The following is a 22,488-nucleotide window of genomic DNA, read 5'->3' on the forward strand; positions in this document are numbered from 1 at the left end:
TCGGCCGCAGATGTCACACCTCCTCGGGCGTCACACCTCCTCGGGTACGGGCTCCCTCGCGGGGGGCCCCGGGTACCGGATCGACTCGATCAGCTCCTGCATCTGCGGTGACGGTGGCGGCGACGACAGTGCCACCGGGATGGCCACCGCGAGGTTCAGCAGGGCGCCGATGAACCCGATGCCCTCGGCGCTGATGCCGAACCAGGTGCCCATGCCCGCGTACTGGGTCGCGATGATGTAGAACGCGGTGAAGCTGATGCCCACCGTCAGTCCGGCGACCGCACCTCGCGCGTTGAACCGCTTCCAGAAGATGCCGAGCACGATGGCCGGGAAGAAGCTCGACGCCGCCAGCCCGAAGGCCCACGCCACCACCTGGGCCACGAAGCCCGGGGGTGAGATGCCGAAGTAGCCGGCGATGAGGATGGCGCCGGCCATCGCCCAGCGGCCGACCTTCAGCTGCTGCTTCTCGGTCGCCTGCGGCCGGAACCGCTTGAAGTACACGTCGTGGGCGACCGACGAGGAGATGACGATGAGCAGCCCCGCTGCCGTCGAGAGCGCGGCAGCGAGGCCGCCAGCTGCGACCAACCCCACGACCCACGCGGGCAGACCCGCGATCTCGGGGTTGGCGAGCACGATGATGTCGTTGCTGACCGTCAGTTCGTTGGTCTCCGGATCGGGCGTGTAGTCGACGATGCCGTCACCGTTCTTGTCGTCGATGGTGATCAGCCCGATGTCCTGCCAGTTGCGGACCCACTCCTCCTGCTGCTCGACCGGTGACTGCGACACGTCGTTGATGAGGTTGGTCTTGGCGAAGACGCCGATGGCGGGCGCCGTGGTGTACAGCAGCGCGATGAAGAACAGGGCCCAGAACGCCGAGTACCTGGCGGCACGGACGCTCTTGGCGGTGTAGAAGCGGACGATGACGTGGGGCAGGCCGGCCGTTCCGATCATCAAGGAGGCGGTCGCCAGCATGACGTCGAGCTGGCTTCGGTTCACGAACGGCGCCGAGTAGGCGGCGAACCCGAGCGCCTCCTGCAACCCGTCGAGCTCCTGCAGGATCGCACCGAACGACAGGTGCGGGATGGGGTTGTTGCCGATCTGCGATGCGATCGCGAAGGCGGGGATCAGGTAGGCGATGATCAGCACGGTGTACTGCGCCACCTGGACCCAGGTGATGCCCTTCATGCCGCCGAGGACGGCGTAGAACAGCACCACACCCATCCCGATCATCACGCCGACCGAGACGTTGACGTTGAGGAACCGTCCGAAGACGATGCCGACGCCCTGCATCTGACCGACGACGTACGTGAACGAGACGAAGATGGCCGCCAGCGCCGCGACGAGCCGCGCCGTCGACGAGTACCGATCACCGAAGAAGTCGGGGACGGTGAACTTCCCGAACTTGCGCAGGTAGGGCGCCAACAGGACGGCGAGGAGCACGTACCCGCCGGTCCACCCCATCAGGTAGAACGACGCGTCGTAGCCGCCGAAGGCCACGATCCCGGCCATCGAGATGAACGAGGCGGCCGACATCCAGTCCGCCGCGATGGCAGCACCGTTCGCGGGCGCCGGGATGCCCTTGCCCGCGACGTAGAAGCCCTCCGTGGTGCTGACCCGGCTGCGCCAGGCGATGGTGAAGTAGAGCCCGAAGGTCCCGATGACCCAGAAGATGGTCCAGCCGAGGATTCCCATGGTCAGTGCCTCCGCCCGTGCTCGTCACGTTCGGCGACCCCGAACTCGTCGTCGAGCCTGTCCATCCGCAGGACGTAGATGCCGATCAGCACCACGAAGGTGATGATCGATCCCTGCTGGGCGAACCAGAACCCGATCGGCACGTTGAAGATCGTCCCGAGGTCGTTGAGCGGTTGCACGAACAGGATCCCGGCGCCGAAGGAGACCGCGAACCAGACCGCGAGCAGCGCTCCGATCAGTCGCACGTTCCTGCGCCAGTAGGCCTTGCGTTGCCCATCGTCCACGGTGCTGCCCTCTCTCCCGGGGTGGTCGTTCGGTTCGGTGCTGCGCGGGCTCTCCTCCCGCGACGTGGCACACGCTCGTCAGGCCGCGGACGGCGGGCAACGGGCACCCCACGAGCGGCACGTCGCCACCGTTCAGCGGCCGGACGGCGCCCGCGGGGCAGCTGACCGGGGCCTTCCGACCGTTCGTCGGCCGTCCACGACCGGTCAGGCGGCACCGTGGCCCGTTGGTCGGCCGCCACCTGGTGGGTCGCACGACGCGCCGTAGGGTCGTGCTCGTGACCACCTCGACCGCCACCCGCCACGGGCCGCCTGCTGCGCCACCGCCTCCGCGATGGCCCTACCACGGACGCCCCCAGCGCCGGCTGCTGGTCGCCTCGCTCCTGCTCCTGCTCGGCGCCGTGACCCCGTGGATCGACACCGTCGCCGGCAACGTCCTCGGCGTCGCCGGTGCGGGCATCTACACCCTCGCCGCAGGTGGCATCGGCCTGGCCGGCGCGGTGTTCTTCCGACGCCGATCCGTCGTCGTCGCACACGCCGTGGTGGCCGCCGTGACGCCGCTCGTCCTCGGCGGCTGGCAGGTGGCCCGCCTGGTCGCCATCGGGTGCGACTTCCGTGTCTGCGCCCCCTCGTTCGGCCTCCTGCTCACCGTGGCGGGCGGCGCTGTGGCCGCGAGCGCCGCGCTCCAACTGCTGCGTGGTGCCGGCGACCGGTGACCGGTGACCCGCCGCTGGGCGGGCTACCGTCACCGGTCGTGGGAGACGGACCGGCAGGTGGCGACCAGGCGAGGGCTGCCTCGAGCGGCCCCGCGGCTTCCGACGCGCCCGCCGAGGTCGACGCGGCCGTCGCCACCCAGCGTCGCACCGCCATCGGGTACGGGTTGGTGTTCCTCCTCGTCACCGGCTCGGTGCCCGTCCTGACCCTCGTGCTGCCGTGGTGGAGCGATGCGAGGCTGGCGGGCGGTCTGTCGCCCAACTTCCTCGTCGCGGCCGTCGGTCTCTACGTGTTCTTCCTCGCGCTCGGCACCGCGGCGGCGACCCTCGCGACCGCGATCGAGGACCGCATGCTCGGCGGCACCGACCCCGACGAGCCGATGTGACCACCATCGACCTGGCCACGTTGACCCTCTTCGGGCTGTCCATCGCCGTGGTGTCGGCACTCGCGTGGTCGCGGACACGCGCGACGACCGTCGACTTCTTCCTCGCCGGTCGCCGGACGGGGACGGCGACCAACGCCTGCGCGATCTGTGGGGACTACCTGTCGGCGGCGTCGTTCCTCGGCGTCGCGGCGGCCGTCTACGCGTCCGGCCTCGACGGGGTGTGGTACGCGACCGGCTTCGCCGCCGGGTTCGTCCCGGTGCTGCTGTTCGTCGCCGCACCGCTGCGACGGCTCGGTGCGGTGTCGTTGCCCGACTTCCTCGCGGCGCGGTTCGCCGGCCCGCCGTCGGGCCCCGGTGGGACCCAGGGCTGGGGGCGCGACCCGCTGACCGATCGGGTCCGGTTGGTGGCGGTGGTGGCCGTCGAACTGGTGATCCTGTCCTACCTCGTGCCGCAGTCGGTCGGCAGCGGGCTCACCTGGGACCTGCTGGTCGGCACCGGCCTCCTCGGTCTCAGCCCCTACGCCACCGGCGTCGTGGTGTCCGCGGTCGCCGTCAGCCTCGTGGTCATCGTCGGCGGCATGCGCGGCACCACCTGGAACCAGGCGCTGCAGTTCGGCTTCCTGCTCGCGGTGCTGGTGTGGCTGGCGGCCATCATCACCGCAGGCGGCTTCCGCTACGACGTCGCCGTCGAGCAGGCCAGCGCCGGACCCCTGACCGCCGTCGTCGGCGACCACGTGGTCAACGTCCCCGACCGCATGCACGGCGGTGACGCCAGCTTCGCGCGGCCCGGCGCGCGGTACGGCGCCACCGGACAGGCCGCCCTGCTGGTGACGTTGATCCTCGGCACGGCCGGCCTGCCCCACGTGATGAACCGCTACTTCACCTCGCCCACGGGTCGTGCGGCACGGACCACCACCGTGTGGGTGCTCGGCCTGGCGGGGTTGTTCTACGCGCTCGCGGTCGCCCTCGGCACGGCCGCCCGGGTCCTGATCGCCCAGGCCGCCGACGAGCCCTGGCTGGCACCGTTGACCGTCGACGGGGTCCTGCGCGTGCCCGAGCACGCCCTCCTCGTGCTGGGACGCCTCGTCGCCGGTGGGACGGGGATCGGCGTGGTCGCGACGGCGGCCTTCGCGGCGATGGTGTCGACGATGGGTGGGCTGCTGCTCGCGGCCGCAGCCTCCTGGGGCCACGACGTGGTGGCCCGGGTCCTGCGCCCGGAGGCGGGGCCGGGCGAGGCCGTCGCCGCCGGCCGCGTCGCCATCGTGGCCGTGTCCGTCCTGGCTGCGCTCGTCGCCCTGGTGGTCGAACCGGCCAGGTTGCTCGGCACCTTCCCGTCGGTCATCGCCACGATGGTGACCTGGGCCTTCGCCCTGGCGGGCAGCGCGATCACACCGACGCTCCTGGCCAGCATCTGGTGGCGCCGGACGACCGCACGCGGGGCGATCGCCGGGATCACCGTCGGCGGCGGCATCGCCGTGATGGCCCTGGTGGTGGGCCTGGCCACCGGCGCCGATCCGGCCGACGGGCTCGGCGCGATCCTGCTGGCCCCGACGCTGGTGGCCGCCCCCCTGTCCGCGCTGACCCTCGCCGTGGTGTCCAGGAGGGACCCGACCCCGACGGACCCGACCCGCGCCTGGGTGCGGATGCACGGCACGGCAGCCGACCGACAGGTCGAGCGGATGACCGCCCTCACCGTCCGAGGGGGTCGCCGGTGACCCGCGGTGTCGGCGTGCTGGTCGTGGTGATCACCGCGCTGTGGATCGTGGTCGGGCTCGTCAGCCAGCAGCTGGCCGACCCGCCGCTCACGACCGGGCTGACGATCACGGCGGGGGTGCTGCTGACCGACGCCCTGATCGTCGGGTACGCCTCCACGCTGCGGGGCCCGCGGGGACGACGCCGCCGGCACGCCGTCGATGCGCCGGCCGCCGCCGAGGCGATCCGCGACGGGCTGACCCGGGACGCTGCCCGACGGACGGTCGAGCTGCTGCGGCCGCTCCTCGGTGGAGACGCCGTGGCGATCACCGACCGGCACGAGATGCTGGCGTTCGCCGGACCCGGGGGCGACCACCATGCCGAGGGCACCCCGCTGTGGACCTCGGCCCGCGAGGAGGTCTTCGCCACCGGGGGCACGGTCACGGTCTCGGACGGCCTCGGGTGCCCCGAACCGGGCTGCCCCCTGCGCAGCGCGACCATCGCCCCGCTGCAGGTCCGCGACGCCACGGTGGGGACGGTCACCGTCTACCGCACGGTCGACGCGCCGCCGGACCCGGACCTCGTCGCGTCCGTCGCCGGCATCCTGTCGTTGACCCTGGACCTCGCCGACCTCCAGGCCGAAGCCCGCCGGTCCTCCGACGCCCGGCTCGAAGCGCTGCGGGCCCAGATCAACCCCCACTTCCTGTTCAACACGCTCAACACCATCGCCAGCCGGGTCCGCACCGACCCCGAGGAAGCCCGCCAGCTGCTGGTCCGCCTGGCCGACTTCTTCCGGTACGCGGTCCGTCAGCACGGCCAGGTGGCGGAGTTCGCGCACGAGTACGCCTTCGTCCGCACCTACCTCACCCTCGAACAAGCCCGGTTCGGGGACCGGCTCCAGATCGAGCTGGACGTGGACCCGCAGGTCCTCGGCGTCGAGGTGCCGGTCCTGGTGATCCAGCCGCTGGTGGAGAACGCCGTCAAGCACGGGGTCGCGGCGAAGGTCGGCCGTGGGCGGGTGACGCTACGGGCGCGCGTGGACCCGCTCGCGCGCCTGGTCGACGTCACCGTCCGCGACGACGGGGTCGGGATGGACGCGGCGCTGCTGGACAGCGTGGTGCGCGGGGCGCCCCGCGCCGACGCGCACGGCATCGGGTTGTCCAACATCGCTGAGCGCCTCGACCTGCTCTACGGCGAACGTCACGAGATGACCGTGCGCTCGGCCCCGGGAGACGGCACCACCGTGCGCCTACGGCTACCGATGTGAGCACACCGATCAATCCGCGCCCCGAGCCCGAGGCGACCGATCCGCGCCCCGAGCCCGAGGCGACCGATCCGCGCCCCGAGCCCGAGGCGACCACCGCCGGATCGACCCGTCCGATGCCCGAGCTGCCGACCGACCGAGGGAGACCCCAGGTGCGCGCACGCTGCCTGATCGTCGACGACGAGGCGCCGGCCCGCGACGAGCTCCGCCACCTCCTGGACCTCTTCGACGACGTCGAGGTCGTCGGCGAGGCCACCACCGCAGAGGAGGCGCAGGTGCTCGTCGGCGCCGTCGACTACGACGTCGTGATGCTCGACATCCGCATGCCCGGGGTCGGTGGGCTGGCGCTCGCCCGGTCCCTCCTCGCGCGTGGTGGCGCGCGCCGACCGGCGATCGTCTTCACCACGGCGTTCGCCGACCACGCGGTCGAGGCGTTCGACCTCGCGGCGGCCGACTACCTGGTCAAGCCCTTCGACCAGGAGCGGCTGCGGCGCGCGCTCGACCGTGCCCTGGCACGACGCGACGACCCCGGCCCGGCCGACACGCCTGGACGTGACGCTCCGGTCGACCCCGACGGTGCCGCGGGTGTTGGGGCCTCCGAGGCGAGCGGCGCCGCCGGTGCTGCCGTGGCAGCACCACGTGTGGGCGTGCGGTTGCCGGTGCACCGCGGCGACCGGATCGTCCTGGTCGACGAGGTCCGCGTCGCCTTCGCCGAGGCGTCGCGCGGGTACGCCGAGCTCAAGCTCGTGGCCCCGGGCGGGGCACCGACCCCGCTGCAGGGCGACCGGCTCCTGACCAGCTACACCCTCGCCGACCTCGAGGAACGGTTCTCCGACAGCTTCGTGCGCACCCACCGTTCCTACCTGGTCAACGTCCGCCACGTCCGCGAGGTCGTGCCCCAGGTCGGCGGCACGCTCCAGCTCGTCATGGCCGACCACGACCGGTCCGTGGTGCCCGTCGCCCGTCGCCAGGCAGCCGCGGTCCGTCGGCGCCTCGGGGTCTGACCCGGGTCGGGCGGAGCGGCCGCCGGCCGGACGGGGAGTCGGCCGTCCGGCGACCCCTCCGGCACCGGATCACCCGGTCCGGGTCCTACCCTCGGACCGACGCCGACCGGGAGCCGCGCCGTGGCCAGGAGCATCGCCACCACCGACCGTGTCGACCGTGACGAGCTGCTCGGTTTCGTCCGGGACCGCCACCACGTCGTGCTCGTCACCCGTCGACGTGACGGGACCCCGCAGCTGTCACCGGTGGCCGCGGGCGTCGACGGCGAGGGCCGGGTGGTCATCGCGACCTACCCCGAGCGGGCGAAGGTGCACAACCTGCGTCGCGACCCGCGTGCCTCGCTGCTGGTCCTGTCGGACGATTGGGACGGCCCGTGGGTCCAGATCGACGGCAGCGGTGAGGTGCTCGACCTCCCGGAGGCCGTCGAGCCCCTCGTGGAGTACTTCCGGGTCATCGCCGGCGAGCACGACGACTGGGACGAGTACCGCCAGGCCATGGTCGACCAGGGCAAGTGCCTGATCCGGATCCACGTCGAGCGCTGGGGACCGGTGGCCACCGGCGGGTTCCCACCCCGCCTCGCCGACGGCTGACGTCGTGGCCGCGCCCCTGAGCGAACGGCTGGCCGGCGCGCTCATCGACGACGACCGCGCGGACCGCGGCGAGCTGCCGCCCGCGGTCGCGGACGCCGTGGCGGGCAACAGCCTCCGCCAGGTCGGAGCGCACACGCTGCAGAACGTCGGCGACCTGGTGGTCGATCCGAAGACGGTGCTGACCTGGCTCCTGGCCGCCACCGGTGCACCCGCCGCCTTCGTCGGTCTGCTGGTACCGATCCGGGACGCGGGCTCGATGGTCCCCCAGGTCGTCCTCGCCCCGTTCGTGCGGCGGCTCGCGATCCGCAAGTGGGTGTGGGTGACGGGAGCGATCCTGCAGGCCGTCGCCGTCGCGGGCATGGCGGTCGTCACCGCGACCCTCACGGGTGTGGCGGCCGGCATCGGCATCCTCGGGACCCTGACCCTCCTCGCGCTCGCACGGTCGGCCTCGTCGTTCGCGTCCAAGGACGTCCTCGGCCGTACGTTGCCGAAGGGGGTCCGCGGCCAGATCAACGGCTTGGCGGCGGTCGGCGCCGGTGTAGCGGCCATCACGGTCGGCCTCGGGATGCGCCTCATCGGCGGTGAGGACACCCCGCCGGCGACGTTCGCGTGGCTGTTGGTGGGTGGCGCCACCGCGTGGGTCCTGGCTGCCGTGGTCTACGCCGGCCTCCGCGAAGCGCCCGGCGAGCACGACCGCGACCGTGACGGCGTGTCCGCGCTCCGCGGCGCCCTCGGTCTCCTCCGTGACGACGCACCGTTCCGGCGGTTCGTGCTGACCCGGTCGCTGCTGCTGGTGTCGGCGCTCAGCCCCCCGTTCGTGGTGGCGCTCGCCACGCAGCAGGGCGGCGCCGGGCTCCAGGGTCTGGCCGCGTTCGTGATCTCGAGCGGTGTGGCCTCGCTGGTGGCTGGGCGCTTCTGGGGACGCGCCTCCGACCGCTCGAGCCGGACCACGATGCAGTGGGCCGCCGGCCTGTCGTCGCTGATCGTGGTGACCTTCGTGGCGGCGACCCGGGTCGACGCGCTGGCGACGCTGACGCTGCTGTACCCGGCGACCTACCTGCTGCTGGCGATCGCGCACACCGGGTCGAGGATCGGGCGCAAGACCTACGTGGTCGACCTCGGCGAGGGCAACACTCGGACCGACTACATCGCGGTGTCCAACACCGCGATGGGACTCATCCTCCTGCTCGCCGGCGCGGTGACGGCCGGGGCCGCCACCTTCGGCGAGGAGGTCGCGCTGCTGCTGCTCGCGGGCCTCGGCGCCCTCGGCATCGTGGTCGCCGCGACCCTCCCCGAGGTCAGCGCCGGGCAGTCGGACGCCGACTGAGCACCGCCGAGGCAGCCAGCGTCAGACCGAGGCCGACCAGGAGCGGTATCCCGCCCGGGAACGGTGCCGCGTCGGTGACCGACCCTGCCGGCCGGCTCTGCAGACCGGGAGCGTGGTCACGCCCCCCGCCGGTGCCGCCGCCCTTGCCGTTGCCCTTGTCCTCGCCGGGCCCCGCGCCCTCGTCGGGATCGCCGGGATCGCCGCGATCGCCGGGGTCGCCCGGATCGCCCGGATCGCCCGGATCGCCGGGGTCGGTGGGGTCGGTCCCGGCACCGAGCTCATCGGCGACCGCCAGGTAGAGCGCCTCGAACTCCTTCGGCGCGATCGAGTCGACGGGGTCGTTGCCGAAGCGGACACCGACCATGTCGAGGGCCGGGGCGACCTGGATGCGCTGGGTGCCGAAGCCCTGCGCGGTGTAGCCCTCCGACCACCGCATCCACTGGTAGCCCCGAGGTCCCCCGGTCTCCTCCGAGTAGTCGGTCGACGCCTCGACCCAACGTTCGGGGACGATCTGCTCGCCGTGGATGTTGCGACCACCGTTGCGGAACAGCTCACCGAAGCGGGCGGCGTCCTTCACGGTCGCGAACAGCCCCATCGACGCGAACGCGTTGCCGACACGGTCCACCATGATGAGCGCGTCGCTCTCCATCCCGGCCGGCTGCCAGAGCTTCTCCGACAGGATGGTCGCGTACGAGTCCTCGTAGACCCGTTCGAGGAGCCAGGCGAGCATCTGCGTGTCGGCGCTGTTGTAGCGGTGGTGCACGCCGGGCTCGGACACCCGCGTCAGCCTCAGGAGGTACTCGTCGCGGGTCATCCCGTACAGGCCGCCCGTGTGGAAGTCGGCCCCCATCAGCACGAGTTGCTCGGGCTGGTGCACGGGGACGTCGACCCAGTAGATGCCCGACTGCATCGTGAGGATGTCGCGGAGCGTCGTGCCCTCCCAGGCGGTCCCCACCGTCTCGGGGAGGTAGGTCTCGATGGGGTCGTGGACCGATTCGACCAGCCCGTCCTCCATCGCGATGCCGACGAGGGCGGTGGTCACCGACTTCGTCGCGGACCAGAACTGGTGCCGCGTCTGCGGCCGGAACCCGTTCTGGTAGGCATCGAAGATGAACTCGCCGTCGTGCACGAAACCGATGGCGTTCGTCGCACCGTCGGCCATGTACTGCTCGATGGTGCGCGTCTCACCGTTGATCTCGTAGGTGACACCGCTGAGGTCCACACGCTGCTCGGGCAGCGGCGTCGCCTTCGGGTCGGATCGCACGACCTCGGTCGGCATGATCACGATGGCCGTCGTCGCGTCGATCGGCAGCAGCAGGATCGCGACCTCGCCGTTGGCGGTGTCGCGGGCCTTCTTCTCCAGGTGCTGGGGGTCGGTCAGCAGGCCGGCACGCGCGCCGAGGAGGCTCACCAGCGGCGCGACCCCCGGCGTGAACTCGTGCGGCGTGGGGTGGAGGCGGCCGAGGTGCATCCCGATGACGTCGTCCGCGCTCTGCGGGAGGGTCGCCAGCGCCTCGAGCGCGGCGTCGGGATCCGGGGGCAGCGAGTACAGGACGCTGCGCTCGGCGATCTTGGGGAGCTCCTCGAGCAGGATCCTGCCCTCGTCGGGCTCGTCGGCCGCGGCGACACCGGCGGTCCCGGCGGCCGCGAGCGCCGCGGCGAGGAGGCCGGCCACCAGGGCCGGGACGCGCTTGTTCATCGAGGGAGCTCCGACGTCGTGGGTCACCCGTGAGGTTCCACGCGTCGACGCCGTATCCCTGCTGGGGCCGGGTGGGGGCTCCGGTCCGCCGCGGGGTCGCACGCCGTACCGGGTGCGGATCGTCGGGATGGCCCGACGATCCGCACCCGGTAGCTCCGCGGTCGCGACCGCGCTCCCCCGGGCGGTGGCCGCTCACGGTGCAGGCACCGGCAACCTCGGGGGCCGTTCGGGCGATACCCCTGCCGACGGGCCGCCGGCCCGGGCTCGGGGTCACGGTGATGGCTGCTGCGGGGCGAGGCACGTCGGGGCACGACCCCGGCGATGTCGCGGCGTTCTGCCGCCGCGAGCACCGCCGCCTCGTCGGCCTCCTCGCGCTGTACGTCGGTGACCGGGCGGTCGCCGAGGAGCTCGCCCAGGAGACGCTGGTCCGCGTCTGCGAGCAGTGGCCGAAGGTCCGCGCAATGACCAACCCGAGTGGGTGGGCCAGCCGCGTCGCGCTCAACCTCGCCAGCAGCCGGTGGCGGCGGCTGTCCGCCGAACGCCGCGCGACCGTCCGCCACGGTGCCGATCCCGACCGCGCCCAGGACGTCGACACCGCGGCGACCGTGGCGGTCCGCAGCGCTGTCGCGGCCCTCCCCCCGCGCCAGAAGCAGGCGCTGGTGCTGCGCTACTACGCCGACCTGTCCGTCGCCGACGTCGCCGACGCCATGGACTGCCCCGTCGGCACCGCCAAGTCCCTGCTGTCCCGCGCGACCGCGGCCCTGCGCGACGAGGCCGGCCTGATCGACCTCGACCGGGAGGACGACCGTGTCAGCTGACCTGCGCACGCTGCTGCTCGACACCACGCCCGAGGAGGTGCCGAGCCTCGACGTCGACCTGCTCGTCCGTCGGGGCGCACGCCGCCGGCGCGCGAAGCGCGTCGGTGCAGCGGCCGCCGTGCTGGCAGCGCTGGCGGTCGGATCGGTCACGGTGCTCGGCCCGGCGACCGAGGGCCGCCTACCGGTCATCGGCCAGGACCCTGGACCCTCCGAGATCCCGCAGGAGGCGTGGCGACCGCTACCCGAGGCACTGATGGGACCGCGCGAGCGGGCGACCATCGCGACCGACGGCGACCGCGTGGTCTTCTACGGGGGCGAGTCCGACGAGCAGGTCGAGGTCGACGGGACGACGTGGTCGAGCCTCACCCTCACCGACGGCGCGATCTACGACACCGGGACCGACACCTGGCAGGGGGTCCCCACCGGCCCCCTCCCGGCGCGCACGGGCGCGCACGTCGAACTCGCTGGCGACCAACTCGTCGTGGTCGGCGGCAGGGAGCTGCGGGCCGTGGCCGGAGCGGGTGGCGTCCCGAGCGAGGACCAGGCGCTCACCCTGGAGTCCAGCCGGTTCGACCTGCGCACGGGTGTCTGGCATCCGATGGGCGCGCCGGACATCGCCCCGCGGACCCCGGACCTGGTCGTCTGGGACGGCGAGCGGCTGGTGCTCTGGGGCGGAACCGACGAGGTGGGCTTCGGTCGCGTCGACGGCGCCACCTGGACCGAGGACGACGGCTGGACCACCATCCCCTCGGCGCCCCTCGACGAGCGGTTCGGCGCCGCGGTGGCCGTGGTCGAGGACCGCCTCGTGGTGTGGGGCGGCACCGTGGCGCGCTCACCCGGCCAGGGCGGGGAGCCCGGTTCGGAGGACCGTGGCTGGGCGGGCGACGGTGCGATCTACGACCTCTCGACCGGCTCGTGGGAGGTGATGCCCGACGGCCCGCTGTCCGCGCGCTGGCTCGGTCACGACGAGTGGCCCCACCGCGAGAACGTGCGGGTCGACGGCGACCGCATCCTGATCGTCGGCGGACTGACCGTCGGCGACGTGCAGGAACGCACCGGCGCCTGGTTCGACCTCGACACCGGGACCTGGACCCCCATCACGCCGGCACCGGACCAGGCCCGCTACGTCACCGCGCGCCGCGGCGGGGTCATCGCGGTGGACGACGGCCCCATCGACGGCCCGCCGCCTCCCGACCCCTACGTGACCCTCTGGCGCTACGACGAAGCCGCGGATCGCTGGGACCGCACGGCCACGCGGCTGCGCGACGTCGAGGTGCACGAACTCTCACCCGAACGCCTCGTGGTCAGCTCGATCGGCGACGACGGTCGGTGGCTGGACAGCCCGAGGATCGGCATCTGGCAGGCCGGCGCGCCGGCGCTCGTGCACACGCGCCCACCCCTGTCGGGTCGCGAGCGGGCGATGGTCGCCACGACCCCCGACGCTGTCCTCGTCGTCGGTGGCCGGGAGATCGAGGCGATCGGGCGCGAAGCCGTCCAGTCCCGCCCGGTGAACGATGGTGCCCGTCTGGACCGCTGACCCCGGCCGCACGCGTCTCCCAGCCTCGTGCGGCTCCGAGATCGAACGGTGATCCGCCGATCCTCGCCCGGGGGCTGTGGACAGCCAGCGGTGGTGTCGCAGGCGTCGGGCATGATGCGTGGTGATGGGAACCACCGCTGCTGCCGCCCCCGATCCTGACGACCGTCAGGGCCACACCGACCCGCCGTTCGGTCTGCCGGTGCTGGCCGAGGTGCCCGAGCTGGCGGGCCTGCTCCAGCTGGCGGTGGATGCTGAACGGACCACCGCCCGGCTGGTCGAGGCGCTGATCGTGCTCGAGGACGCCGGGGTCGCGCCGGCCGCCACGGGCGTGGGCCTGGAACAGTGGTTGGCCATCGTGGGCCGCTCCACCCGCTCGGACCGCCGCATGCTGACCACAGCTGCCGCGGTCTGCCGACGGCTCCCGACGTTGCGGACGGCGTTCGCTGATGGCGAGGTGTCCTGGTCCCAGGTCCGCGCCGTGGCCTTGAAGGTCGAACGCAGCCCGCGGCACCTGGACGACCGGCTCGACGCCGCCCTCGCACGCGCGATCGACGGGGCTGCCGGCGCCGACCCGGACGCGCTGGCCAACGTGGTGTCCTGGACGGTGACCGACCTCGAGGCCGACGACGACGGTGACGACGACGGGGCTGTCGTGCCGGACGACGTGATGGTCCTGCAACCACGTCTGGACGGGTCCGGTGGCCGGTTCCACGGCGACTTCGGACCGGTCGGGTTCGCCGCCCTCGACACCGTCACCGACCCCGGCCCCCTCGGGACCGCGACCCGACAGCGGTTCGGCGACGCAGCTGATCCCGATCAGGTCGCCGCGAACCGGCTGACGGCAGGGCGGGCACGCGCCGCCCGGCTGATCGACCTGTGCCGCCGCGGCGGCCCCACCGACGACACGGCTGGTCAGGCTGGGGCGGTGCGGCCACCCACCCTGATCATGCGGGCCGAGCTCGACACCCTCCTCGGCGACCATCGCCTCTCCGCCCAGCTGCTCACGACGTTGGCCGGTGGGGTGATGCACGTCGACAGCCGCACGGCCCGCGGCTGGTCGACGAGCACGGCACCGACCTACGCCTGGTCCTGCTCGAGGACGGCAAGGTCGTGGGCGTCGGGACCCGCACCCGCGGCCCCGGCTGGCTGGCCGACGCGGCCCTCGCGTGCACGACACCTGCACCGAACCCGGCAACTGCCCCACCGCCGCCCGGGTCTGTGACCTCGACCACGCCGTCCCCGCCACCGCCGGTGGACCCACCGACATCGCCAACCTCGCCCCCCTCTGTCGCACCGCCAACCGCCGGAAGGAACGGGACGGGTGGACCGCCACCGGCACCGCCGACGGCACCCGCACCTGGCACCACCCCCGCACCGGCCTGACCGTCCGCACCCTCCCGGCCACCTGGCGACCACCCGACGACCACCACCGCGGCCCACCCGTCGACCTCGACCGGAGCGGCCGCCGCGGACCACCCGACCGACACGCCAGCGACACCCGCCGCAGCCCACCGCCACGCGCACCCGACCGGACGCCCCCGCGGACCACCGACCCACCCGGCGACCCGCCGGACCCCGCCGACCCCTCCATGCCCTTCTGACCGGCACCGACCACCACCGCACGACGCGCGACCACCCACCCCGGGTGGCCGCGCGTCGTGCCTGCCTGCGTTCCCATGTCCGTACGTCGTCGGCGGCCACGGTGGCGGTCGCGGTCCTGCTGGCAGCCTGCGCGGCACCGAGCCCGCCCGTCCATCCCCACGCCACCGAAGCCGTCTGGTGTGCCGGGCCCGACGGCGTGATCGAGACGGTGACCTGGGACGGCCACGACGGGGAACTGACCGGACTCGACGTCCGGATCATCGCGCTCGCCGACGGGCCGGTGTCGGACGACGACCTCATCCGCGCGTGCTCCCGTCGTTGGCGATGGCCGGCTCGAGTGACGGTGTGCGAGGCGTCCGCCGCGGCGGAGACCGTCACGCGGATGGCCGAGCGCGATCACGTGACCGGGATCCACGGCGCGCCGACCTCGGACCGGCCAGGGTTCCCGATGGTCGTCCGCGGCCGCGTCGGCTGCGAGGACGTCACCCTGCGGCTGGCTGACGCCGACCACGCTGCCGCCACCGACCTCGGGGTGCTCCCCCTCTCGTCGCGGTCCTGGCCGGGTACCGACGCCCTCAACGTCGCCCGGTCGGTGGAGCAACGGCTGCGGACCGCCGCCGATGGTGGCTGCCTCGCCCTGGGCGAGGCGCGTGACCTGGCGATCGCGGCCCACGACGAGCTCGCCGGCGACTGGCCTGTCGTCGAGACCACCCCCGGCGCGGCGGATCCGGAACACGCAGGACTGTGCTTCGACGTACGTCTGCACCGAGCCGGCGTCATCGAGGTCGACTACCACCCCATCGAGCAGCCGACGAGGGTCACGGTCCAGGATCTCGCCGAGGATGATCCGGCGGACGGGTCGCCCTGAGCCTCAGGACATCCTGGTCCGCCCGAGCGCCAGCGGATCAGCTGGCGGTGAGCTTCGCCACCTCGCCGACCAGGGCGACCATCTCGAGGTCGTCGTGGAGCTGGTGCTGGAGGAACACGCGCGACAGACCGGCGTCGCGGTAGACCTCCAGCCGCTCGGCTGCCTGCTCGGGGGTCCCGACGATCCACTCGTCCCGGAGCCCGTCGAGCCACCCATCGACGTCGCCGTCACGGCCCGAGACCTCCATCAGGCGACGGGCCCGCGTACGCACCTCGTCCTCGGTCGCGCCGAGCAGGCAGCCGGTCATCATCGAGAACACCAGCGGCTCGCGGCCGACCTCCTCGCAGGCTCGATCGACGTTGGCCCTGCGCTCTCGGACGGCATCCGGCGACGGGAACGTGGTGTTGTACTCGTCGGCCCACCGCGCGGCCAGACGCGATCCGCGGGGACCGGCCCGCCCGCCGAGGATGATCGGCACGCGCGGCTCCTGCACCGGCTTCGGGCGCGCTTCGCAGCCGTCGAGCGTGTAGTGCCGGCCGTGGAAATCGAACCGTTCCTCGGTCATCTGACGCACCACGATCTCGAGCTGTTCCTCGAACACCTCGTACCGCTGACCGAGGTCGTGGAAGGGGAAGCCGTAGGTGGTGTGCTCGAGCTCGTGCCACCCGGCGCCGAGGCCGAGCTCGACCCGACCGCCGGAGACGTGGTCGGCGGTCACCACGGCCTTGCACAGCACCGACGGGTGCCGGAACGAGGCCGGCGACACCATCGTGCCGAGGCGGATCGTCGAGGTCGCCTGACCGAGGGCCGCCAGGGTGCTCCACGCGTCGAGGGATGACCGCTCGGTCCGGCTCTGGACCGACTGGTAGTGATCGGAGCGGAACAGCCCCTCGAGCCCGGCAGACTCCACGGCCTCCGCGAGGCCGAGCCACTGGTCCCAGGTGACCGACTCCTGGCCCTCGATCATCAGGTTCACACGCACGTGTCGCTCCGGTCGTCGCTCGGGCCAGCGAGTCAAGCCGTTCCGGGGCCGCCCGGCAGGACGGTCGGACGGGCCTGGTCCGAACCCGACACGCCATCCTCGGTCGCACCGTCGTACCCGAGCCCGGAGCACCCGTGCAGCCCCACCACCGCACCGACATCAGCAACGTCCTCGTCATCGGTTCGGGTGGGGCGGGGCTGCGGGCGGCCATCGCCGCCCACGACGCCGGCTGCGAGGTCACCATCGTCGGCAAGCGGCTGCGCAAGGACGCGCACACGGTGCTGGCCTCGGGCGGCATCAACGCCGCGCTCGCCACACGTGACGAGGAGGACCACTGGGGCTGGCACGTGATGGACACCTGGAACGAGGGCTACTTCGTCGCCGACGCCGAGAAGGTCGGCATCCTCGCCCGCGAGGCACCCGACCGCGTCCGCGAGCTCGCCGAGTGGGGCATGCCGTTCGCGCGCACCGAGGACGGCGACATCGACACGCGGTACTTCGGAGCGCACCGCTACCGGCGCACCGCGTACGCGGGCGACTGGACCGGCCGCGCGATCGTCGAGACGCTCCACGACCAGGTCGCGGCGCGCGGTATCCCCATCCGCGAGCAGCGCTACGTGTCGCGGCTGCTGGTCCACGACGGGGTCTGCTTCGGCGCCTACACCTTCGACCTCGACACCGGTGAGCGGACCGTGGAGCTCGCTGACTCGGTGATCCTCGCGGCTGGCGGCCACACCCGCCTGTGGCGGCGATCCTCGTCGCGCCGCGACGAGAACAACGGCGACGGGATGTCGCTGGCGCTGCACGCCGGGTGCGAGCTGCAGGACCTCGAGCTGGTGCAGTACCACCCGACGGGCATGACCCACCCCGAGGAGCACGCCGGCCAACTGGTGACCGAGGCCGTACGGGGCGAGGGCGGCCGGCTGTTCAACAGCGAGGGTGAACGGTTCATGGAGCGCTACGACCCCGAGCGCATGGAGCTGTCGACCCGCGACCGGGTCGCCATGGCCAACTACACCGAGATCCACGAGGGTCGTGGCGGCCCGAACGGCGGGGTGTTCCTCGACATCAGCCACCTCGGCAAGGATGCGATCCGCGAGAAGCTGCCCCGGATGCACCGCCAGTTCGTCGAGATCCAGATGATCGACATCGGCGAGGAGCCCATCGAGGTCGCGCCGACCGCCCACTACTCGATGGGCGGGGTCCACGTCGATGCGCGGACGGCAGCCACCGGCGTCGAGGGTCTGTACGCGGTCGGCGAGATCGCGGCTGGGCTGCACGGTGCCAACCGCCTCGGTGGCAACTCGCTGGCCGAGACCGTCGTGTTCGGCAAGCGGGCGGGCGAGGCGGCGGCCGAGCGCAGCCGATCGCTCGATGTGCAGCTGCGCAACCGTGCTGTGATCACCGCGGCGGCCGAGGAACTGGACGCCGCCATCCGTGACGGGGAGACCGTGGTCCGCCAGGTCCAGCGCGGGCTCCGGGATGCGATGTGGAACCACGTCGGGGTCGTACGTGACGAGGACGGGCTCAACGCGGCGCTCGAACGGCTCGACGAGTTGGCGCAGGAGGCCGAGACCGTCGACGTGCGACCCGACGCGCAGGGGTACGGCGACCTGGCCATCGCCCTCGACCTGCGTGGCAGCATCGAGGCCGCTCGCGCGACCACGCTGCTCGCACGGGAACGGCGTGAATCCCGTGGTGCCCACGCCCGGACCGACCACCCCGACCGCGACGACGACCACCACCTCGTCAACTACACCGTCCGCCTCGGGCAGGACGGTGAGCTGATCGTCGGGTCACGGCCGAGGAAGCCCATCCCCGAGGACCTCGAGGAGTGGGCCAAGGAGGCCGACGAGGAACTCGAGGCGGGCGACAAGCTGATCGAGTGACCCGGCAGCGCACGCCGCACCGCGTGGCCGCGGGGTGCGGCCGGTAGCCTGTCCGCACCCCGGTCGGCCTCGACCGGGGTTCTCACGTCCCCGGCGCCGCGCTCCGCGCGCCGCCGCGCGGGACCCTCCCGAGCATCGGAACCACCCGTGGCTGCCAAGAACCTCTCGCACGGCACGGCGCTGCGCGACGACCTGCGCAACGTCGCCATCATCGCCCACGTCGACCACGGCAAGACCACGCTGGTCGACGCGATGCTGTGGCAGTCCGGCGCCTTCCGCGCAAACCAGGACGTCGACGAACGCGTCATGGACTCCAACGACCTCGAGCGCGAGCGCGGCATCACCATCCTCGCCAAGAACACCGCCGTCGAGGTCCCGCTGCCCGAGGGGCAGACGACCGCGACGGGTCGGACCTCGGTGACCGTCAACGTCGTCGACACCCCCGGCCACGCCGACTTCGGCGGCGAGGTCGAGCGTGCGCTGACGATGGTCGACGCCGCGCTGCTGCTCGTCGACGCGTCGGAGGGCCCGCTGCCCCAGACCCGGTTCGTGCTCCGCAAGGCCCTCGAGCAGAGGATGCCGGTGCTCGTGGTGGTCAACAAGATCGACCGCCCCGACGCCCGGATCGCGGAGGTCGTCGACGAGGTCTACGACCTGTTGATCGACCTCGGAGCCGACGACGAGCAGGTCGACCTGCCGGTCCTCTACACCGTCGCCCGGGACGGCCAGGCCAGCCTCGACCCGGACGTCCCCGGCACCGACCTGCGCCCGCTGTTCGAGACCCTGCTCACCCACGTCCCCCCGCCGCGGCACGACCCCGAGCACCCCTTCCAGGCGCTGGTGACCAACCTGGATGCCTCGCCCTACCTCGGTCGCCTGGCCCTCTGCCGCATCCAGCACGGGACGGTCCGCCGTGGCCAGACCGTGTCGTGGTGCAAGGCCGACGGCACCATCGAGAAGGTCAAGCTCGGCGAGCTCTACCTGACCGAGGCCCTCGACCGCGTCCCCGCCGACACGGCCGGCCCGGGCGACCTCATCGCCGTCGCCGGCATCGCCGAGGTCACGATCGGTGAGACCCTGGCCGACGCCGACGACCCGCGCCCGCTGCCGGTCATCACCGTCGACGAGCCGTCGCTCGGCATGACCATCGGGGTCAACACCTCGCCGCTCGCCGGCCGCGACGGCGACAAGCTCACCGCCCGCCAGATCGAGGCCCGGCTGCAGGCCGAGCTGATCGGCAACGTGTCCCTCCGCGTCCTGCCGACCGAGCGTCCCGACACCTGGGAGGTCCAGGGCCGCGGCGAACTCCAGCTCGCCGTCCTGGTCGAGACCCTGCGCCGCGAGGGCTTCGAGCTGACCGTCGGCAAGCCGCGCGTCGTCACCCGCGAGATCGACGGGGTCGTGCACGAGCCGTTCGAGCGCATGTCGATCGACGTGCCCGAGGACTACGTCGGCGTCGTGACCCAGCTGCTCGGCCTCCGCAAGGGCCGCATGGAGCAGATGGTCAACCACGGCACCGGCTGGGTCCGGCTCGACTACCGCGTCCCCGCCCGTGGGCTCATCGGGTTCCGCACCGAGTTCCTCACCGAGACCCGAGGCACCGGGATCATCCACCACGTCTTCGATGGCTTCGAACCCTGGGTCGGCGAGCTTCGGACCCGGGCCAACGGCTCGCTCGTGGCCGACCGGCAGGGCGCGACCACCCAGTTCGCGCTGATGAACCTCCAGGAGCGTGGCGCGCTGTTCGTCGCCCCCGGCGTCGACGTCTACGAAGGCATGATCGTCGGCGAGAACGCCCGGGCCGAGGACATGGACATCAACCCCGCCAAGGAGAAGAAGCTCTCCAACGTGCGCTCGTCCACCGGCGACGAACTGGTCCGGCTGGCCCCGCCGCGCGCGATGAGCCTCGACCAGGCGCTCGAGTTCATCCGCGAGGACGAGGCGGTCGAGGTGACACCGAACGCCGTCCGGCTGCGCAAGGTCGAGCTGCAGGCCACCCTCCGCGGCCGCCAGGCCAAGCGGGCCAAGCAGGGCGCCGCCCCCTCCTGACCGCCCCGGGTGAGGTCGGGTGCGCTCGACCCACCCGGCACACCCACCCGGCGCGGCTCGACCTCACCCGGTCGAGCTGGACGCACCCACGGTCGTCCGGCCCCGGCCTCTCCCCTCGGTGGATCGTCGCGCTGCGCACCCTCGTAGCATGTTCCGAGTCGATGCCGCCGACGTCGCGGCGCGGACCCCGCCGGACCGCGACCGCGTGGTGGACGTCGTGCGGCTCGGCGCCATCACCATGGTCGTGCTCGGCCACTGGCTCGTCGCGGTGGTGCTCGTCCAGGACGGTGAGGTGATCACCGGTCGCCTGCTCGACGTGGTGCCGGCGACGCAGTGGCTGACCTACCTGTTCCAGGTCATGCCCCTCTTCTTCCTCGTCGGCGGGGCGGTCAACCTCGGCTCGTGGGAACGAGCCCGGGGCCAGGGCACGCCGGCGGCCGCGTGGATCCGGCGCCGCGCCCGCCGGCTGCTGGTCCCCGTGGTCCCGTTGCTGGCGCTCTGGATCCCGCTCGCGTTGCTGCTCGGGCGTGCTGGCCTCCCCGAGGATGAGGTCGCGATGGCGACCCGGACCGCCTTCATGCCGGTCTGGTTCCTCGTCGTCTACCTGCTGGCCGTCGGGCTCGTGCCGATCACCGCCCGCCTCCACCGCCGCTTCGGGGTCCTGATCGTCGTCGCGGCCGCCGTGGTGGCGACCGGCGCCATCGACGCGGCGCACCGGGCCGAGGTACCGGTCGTCGGCTTCGCCAACTACCTGCTGGTCTGGGGTGGCATCCACCAGCTCGGGTACGCGTGGGCCGACCAGCAGCTGCCGAGCCGCCGGATCTCGGCCCTCGCGATGGCGGGGGGCGCGGCGGCGGCCATCGTCCTCCTGGTGAGCACGTTCGGGTACCCGCTGAGCGTGGTGGCGACCGAGACCGGCACGCGCAGCAACACCGAGCCGCCGACCCTGGTGATCTGGGCGCTCGCGCTGGGCCAGCTCGGGGTCGTCCTGGCCGCACGTCCGGCCCTCCGGCGGTGGCTCCAGCGTCCGCGCATGTGGGCCCCGATCGTCACCGCCGGCAGCGTCATCATCACCGTCTTCCTGTGGCACATGACCGCGATGATCGTCGTCGCGGCGCTGACCCACCCCACGGGCCTGTGGCCCGCGACCGACCAGGTCGATGCGACCTGGTGGGTGTTCCGCCCGCTGTGGCTGATCCTGTGCGGCGCCGTGCTCGCCGGCCTCGTGGCCGTGTTCCGCCGGTTCGAGTCCCCGCCGGACCCGCCGCCGCAGGGGGGACGAATCCGGACGGTGGTCGGGGTGGTCGCCACCGTGACGGGCCTCGCGCTCGTGCTGACCGGCGGCCTCTACACCCCGGAGCGGAACAGCGATCTGCCGCTCGGAGCGCTCGGCCTCGTGCTCGTCGGGTTCGGGGCACTCGGCGTGCTGTGGCCGCACTCCCGGATCGACGGGGGCGACGAGGGGGCGGACCGGCGGCGGGACGCGAGCCGGCAGGAGCGATCCGAGCACGCGACGTCGGAACGGTGACGTACCGACCGGGTTCCGTCCACAGCAGGGCCGTCCGGCAGACTGCCGCCGGTCGCCCCACCCCGGAGCCCTGCCGTGTCGAGCTGCCGTCCAGAGACGGTCGCGTTCACCGCGACCGCCCCCCTGCGGATCACCGCGACCCGTGAGGTCGGCGCCGACCCCGAGCGTGTCTTCGCCGCACTGGCCGACGCCGCATCCTGGGCAGCCTGGTTCCCCGGGCTCGACGAGGCGCGCTGGACCTCGTCGGCACCGCACGGCATCGGCGCCACCCGTGAGGTGAAGGTCGGCCCGCTGCGCGTGGCCGAGGAGTTCATCGTCTGGGACCCGCGGAACGCATCGGGTTCACGTTCGTGTCGACGAACCTGCCCGGCACCCGCGCAGGGGTCGAGGTCGCCGAGCTCGTCCCGGTCCGCGGCGGGCGGACCCGCGTGTCCTACACGATGGCTCTGGAACCGGTCGGGCTGCCCGCCCGCTTCGCCGTGCCCGTGGCTCCGGTCGCCCGTCTCTCCATCGGTCGCGGGCTCGCGGGGCTCGACCGCTACCTCGCCGACCGGGCCTGAGCCGCAGCC

At 72.8% G+C, this 22,488-nt stretch carries 20 protein-coding genes and 1 pseudogene; 17 read left to right on the forward strand and 4 right to left on the reverse strand.

What is annotated here, in order from left to right; genetic code table 11:
* Positions 1-30 precede the first annotated feature (30 nt).
* The gene (locus NITAL_RS20995; RefSeq protein ID WP_052668288.1) at positions 31-1,692 is read right to left on the reverse strand and encodes a sodium:solute symporter family protein; all 1,662 of its coding nucleotides are present in this window, start codon (positions 1,690-1,692) and stop codon (positions 31-33) included.
* A 2-nt stretch (positions 1,693-1,694) separates the two neighbouring features.
* A complete protein-coding gene (locus NITAL_RS21000) occupies positions 1,695-1,976 on the reverse strand; it encodes a DUF4212 domain-containing protein (RefSeq protein ID WP_052668290.1) in 282 nt (93 codons plus the stop codon).
* A gap of 275 nt (positions 1,977-2,251) precedes the next feature.
* Here NITAL_RS21000 and NITAL_RS21005 point away from each other — a divergent pair, with 275 nt between their 5' ends.
* The 7 genes from NITAL_RS21005 to NITAL_RS21035 all read left to right on the forward strand — a co-directional run bounded on the left by NITAL_RS21005 (position 2,252) and on the right by NITAL_RS21035 (position 8,947).
* Positions 2,252-2,689 (forward strand): hypothetical protein, encoded by a 438-nt coding sequence (locus NITAL_RS21005; protein WP_211262566.1) that lies wholly within the window; start codon positions 2,252-2,254, stop codon positions 2,687-2,689.
* A 38-nt stretch (positions 2,690-2,727) separates the two neighbouring features.
* On the forward strand, positions 2,728-3,072 hold the full coding sequence (locus tag NITAL_RS21010) for a hypothetical protein (protein WP_052669896.1): 345 nt from the start codon (positions 2,728-2,730) through the stop codon (positions 3,070-3,072).
* The gene (locus NITAL_RS21015) at positions 3,069-4,787 is read left to right on the forward strand and encodes a sodium/solute symporter (protein WP_211262567.1); all 1,719 of its coding nucleotides are present in this window, start codon (positions 3,069-3,071) and stop codon (positions 4,785-4,787) included. Before NITAL_RS21010 ends, NITAL_RS21015 begins: the two co-directional genes overlap by 4 nt.
* Positions 4,784-6,031 carry a histidine kinase gene (locus NITAL_RS21020; RefSeq protein WP_052668293.1) on the forward strand — a complete coding sequence of 416 codons (1,248 nt, stop codon included), beginning with the start codon at positions 4,784-4,786 and terminating at the stop codon, positions 6,029-6,031. Before NITAL_RS21015 ends, NITAL_RS21020 begins: the two co-directional genes overlap by 4 nt.
* Complete coding sequence (locus tag NITAL_RS21025) at positions 6,028-7,032, forward strand: response regulator (RefSeq protein ID WP_211262568.1); 1,005 nt, start codon at positions 6,028-6,030, stop codon at positions 7,030-7,032. Before NITAL_RS21020 ends, NITAL_RS21025 begins: the two co-directional genes overlap by 4 nt.
* 120 nt (positions 7,033-7,152) lie before the next feature.
* A complete protein-coding gene (locus NITAL_RS21030; RefSeq protein ID WP_052668295.1) occupies positions 7,153-7,620 on the forward strand; it encodes a PPOX class F420-dependent oxidoreductase in 468 nt (155 codons plus the stop codon).
* Between the two features lie 4 nt (positions 7,621-7,624).
* Positions 7,625-8,947: a hypothetical protein gene (locus tag NITAL_RS21035; RefSeq protein ID WP_052668297.1), complete on the forward strand. Its 1,323-nt coding sequence runs from the start codon at positions 7,625-7,627 to the stop codon at positions 8,945-8,947.
* Here NITAL_RS21035 and NITAL_RS21040 read toward each other — a convergent pair.
* Positions 8,919-10,646: a serine hydrolase domain-containing protein gene (locus tag NITAL_RS21040; RefSeq protein WP_157042006.1), complete on the reverse strand. Its 1,728-nt coding sequence runs from the start codon at positions 10,644-10,646 to the stop codon at positions 8,919-8,921. The two genes, NITAL_RS21035 and NITAL_RS21040, sit on opposite strands and share 29 nt — an antisense overlap.
* A gap of 278 nt (positions 10,647-10,924) precedes the next feature.
* Here NITAL_RS21040 and NITAL_RS21045 point away from each other — a divergent pair, with 278 nt between their 5' ends.
* The 5 genes from NITAL_RS21045 (at position 10,925) to NITAL_RS21065 (ending at position 15,471) form a co-directional block, all read left to right on the forward strand.
* Complete coding sequence (locus tag NITAL_RS21045) at positions 10,925-11,464, forward strand: RNA polymerase sigma factor (RefSeq protein ID WP_052668299.1); 540 nt, start codon at positions 10,925-10,927, stop codon at positions 11,462-11,464.
* On the forward strand, positions 11,454-13,001 hold the full coding sequence (locus NITAL_RS21050; protein ID WP_052668301.1) for a Kelch repeat-containing protein: 1,548 nt from the start codon (positions 11,454-11,456) through the stop codon (positions 12,999-13,001). Before NITAL_RS21045 ends, NITAL_RS21050 begins: the two co-directional genes overlap by 11 nt.
* A 124-nt stretch (positions 13,002-13,125) precedes the next feature.
* The gene (locus NITAL_RS21055) at positions 13,126-14,223 is read left to right on the forward strand and encodes a DUF222 domain-containing protein (protein WP_052668303.1); all 1,098 of its coding nucleotides are present in this window, start codon (positions 13,126-13,128) and stop codon (positions 14,221-14,223) included.
* Positions 14,168-14,602: an HNH endonuclease signature motif containing protein gene (locus NITAL_RS21060; RefSeq protein ID WP_052668304.1), complete on the forward strand. Its 435-nt coding sequence runs from the start codon at positions 14,168-14,170 to the stop codon at positions 14,600-14,602. Before NITAL_RS21055 ends, NITAL_RS21060 begins: the two co-directional genes overlap by 56 nt.
* Before the next feature lie 44 nt (positions 14,603-14,646).
* Positions 14,647-15,471 carry a hypothetical protein gene (locus tag NITAL_RS21065; protein WP_052668305.1) on the forward strand — a complete coding sequence of 275 codons (825 nt, stop codon included), beginning with the start codon at positions 14,647-14,649 and terminating at the stop codon, positions 15,469-15,471.
* Positions 15,472-15,508: 37 nt separating this feature from the next.
* Here NITAL_RS21065 and NITAL_RS21070 read toward each other — a convergent pair whose 3' ends face one another.
* Entirely contained in the window at positions 15,509-16,453 is a 945-nt protein-coding gene (locus NITAL_RS21070; protein ID WP_052668306.1) for a TIGR03560 family F420-dependent LLM class oxidoreductase, read from the reverse strand.
* 134 nt (positions 16,454-16,587) lie between these two features.
* Here NITAL_RS21070 and NITAL_RS21075 point away from each other — a divergent pair, with 134 nt between their 5' ends.
* The 5 genes and pseudogenes from NITAL_RS21075 (at position 16,588) to NITAL_RS21090 (ending at position 22,479) form a co-directional block, all read left to right on the forward strand.
* Entirely contained in the window at positions 16,588-18,342 is a 1,755-nt protein-coding gene (locus tag NITAL_RS21075) for an FAD-dependent oxidoreductase (RefSeq protein ID WP_083441850.1), read from the forward strand.
* Positions 18,343-18,489: 147 nt separating this feature from the next.
* A complete protein-coding gene (gene typA / locus NITAL_RS21080) occupies positions 18,490-20,391 on the forward strand; it encodes a translational GTPase TypA (protein WP_052668307.1) in 1,902 nt (633 codons plus the stop codon).
* Positions 20,392-20,539: 148 nt separating this feature from the next.
* Positions 20,540-21,919: an acyltransferase family protein gene (locus NITAL_RS21085; RefSeq protein ID WP_052668308.1), complete on the forward strand. Its 1,380-nt coding sequence runs from the start codon at positions 20,540-20,542 to the stop codon at positions 21,917-21,919.
* 75 nt (positions 21,920-21,994) lie between these two features.
* Positions 21,995-22,237: pseudogene (locus NITAL_RS29650) on the forward strand (SRPBCC family protein); the annotation flags it as partial.
* Positions 22,238-22,269: 32 nt separating this feature from the next.
* Positions 22,270-22,479, forward strand: coding sequence for a hypothetical protein (locus NITAL_RS21090; RefSeq protein ID WP_052668309.1), 210 nt, complete (start codon positions 22,270-22,272; stop codon positions 22,477-22,479).
* Positions 22,480-22,488: the final 9 nt, after the last annotated feature.

The organism is Nitriliruptor alkaliphilus DSM 45188 (assembly GCF_000969705.1).
Taxonomy (GTDB): Bacteria; Actinomycetota; Nitriliruptoria; order Nitriliruptorales; family Nitriliruptoraceae; genus Nitriliruptor; species Nitriliruptor alkaliphilus.

Excerpts from the sequence above, each read along its gene's own strand:
- NITAL_RS20995 (WP_052668288.1), bottom strand. The coding sequence starts at position 1,692 with ATGGGAATCCTCGGCTGGACCATCTTCTGGGTCATCGGGACCTTCGGG.
- NITAL_RS21055 (WP_052668303.1), top strand. The coding sequence starts at position 13,126 with ATGGGAACCACCGCTGCTGCCGCCCCCGATCCTGACGACCGTCAGGGC.
- NITAL_RS21045 (WP_052668299.1), top strand. The coding sequence starts at position 10,925 with ATGGCTGCTGCGGGGCGAGGCACGTCGGGGCACGACCCCGGCGATGTC.
- NITAL_RS21040 (WP_157042006.1), bottom strand. The coding sequence starts at position 10,646 with ATGAACAAGCGCGTCCCGGCCCTGGTGGCCGGCCTCCTCGCCGCGGCG.
- NITAL_RS21085 (WP_052668308.1), top strand. The coding sequence starts at position 20,540 with ATGTTCCGAGTCGATGCCGCCGACGTCGCGGCGCGGACCCCGCCGGAC.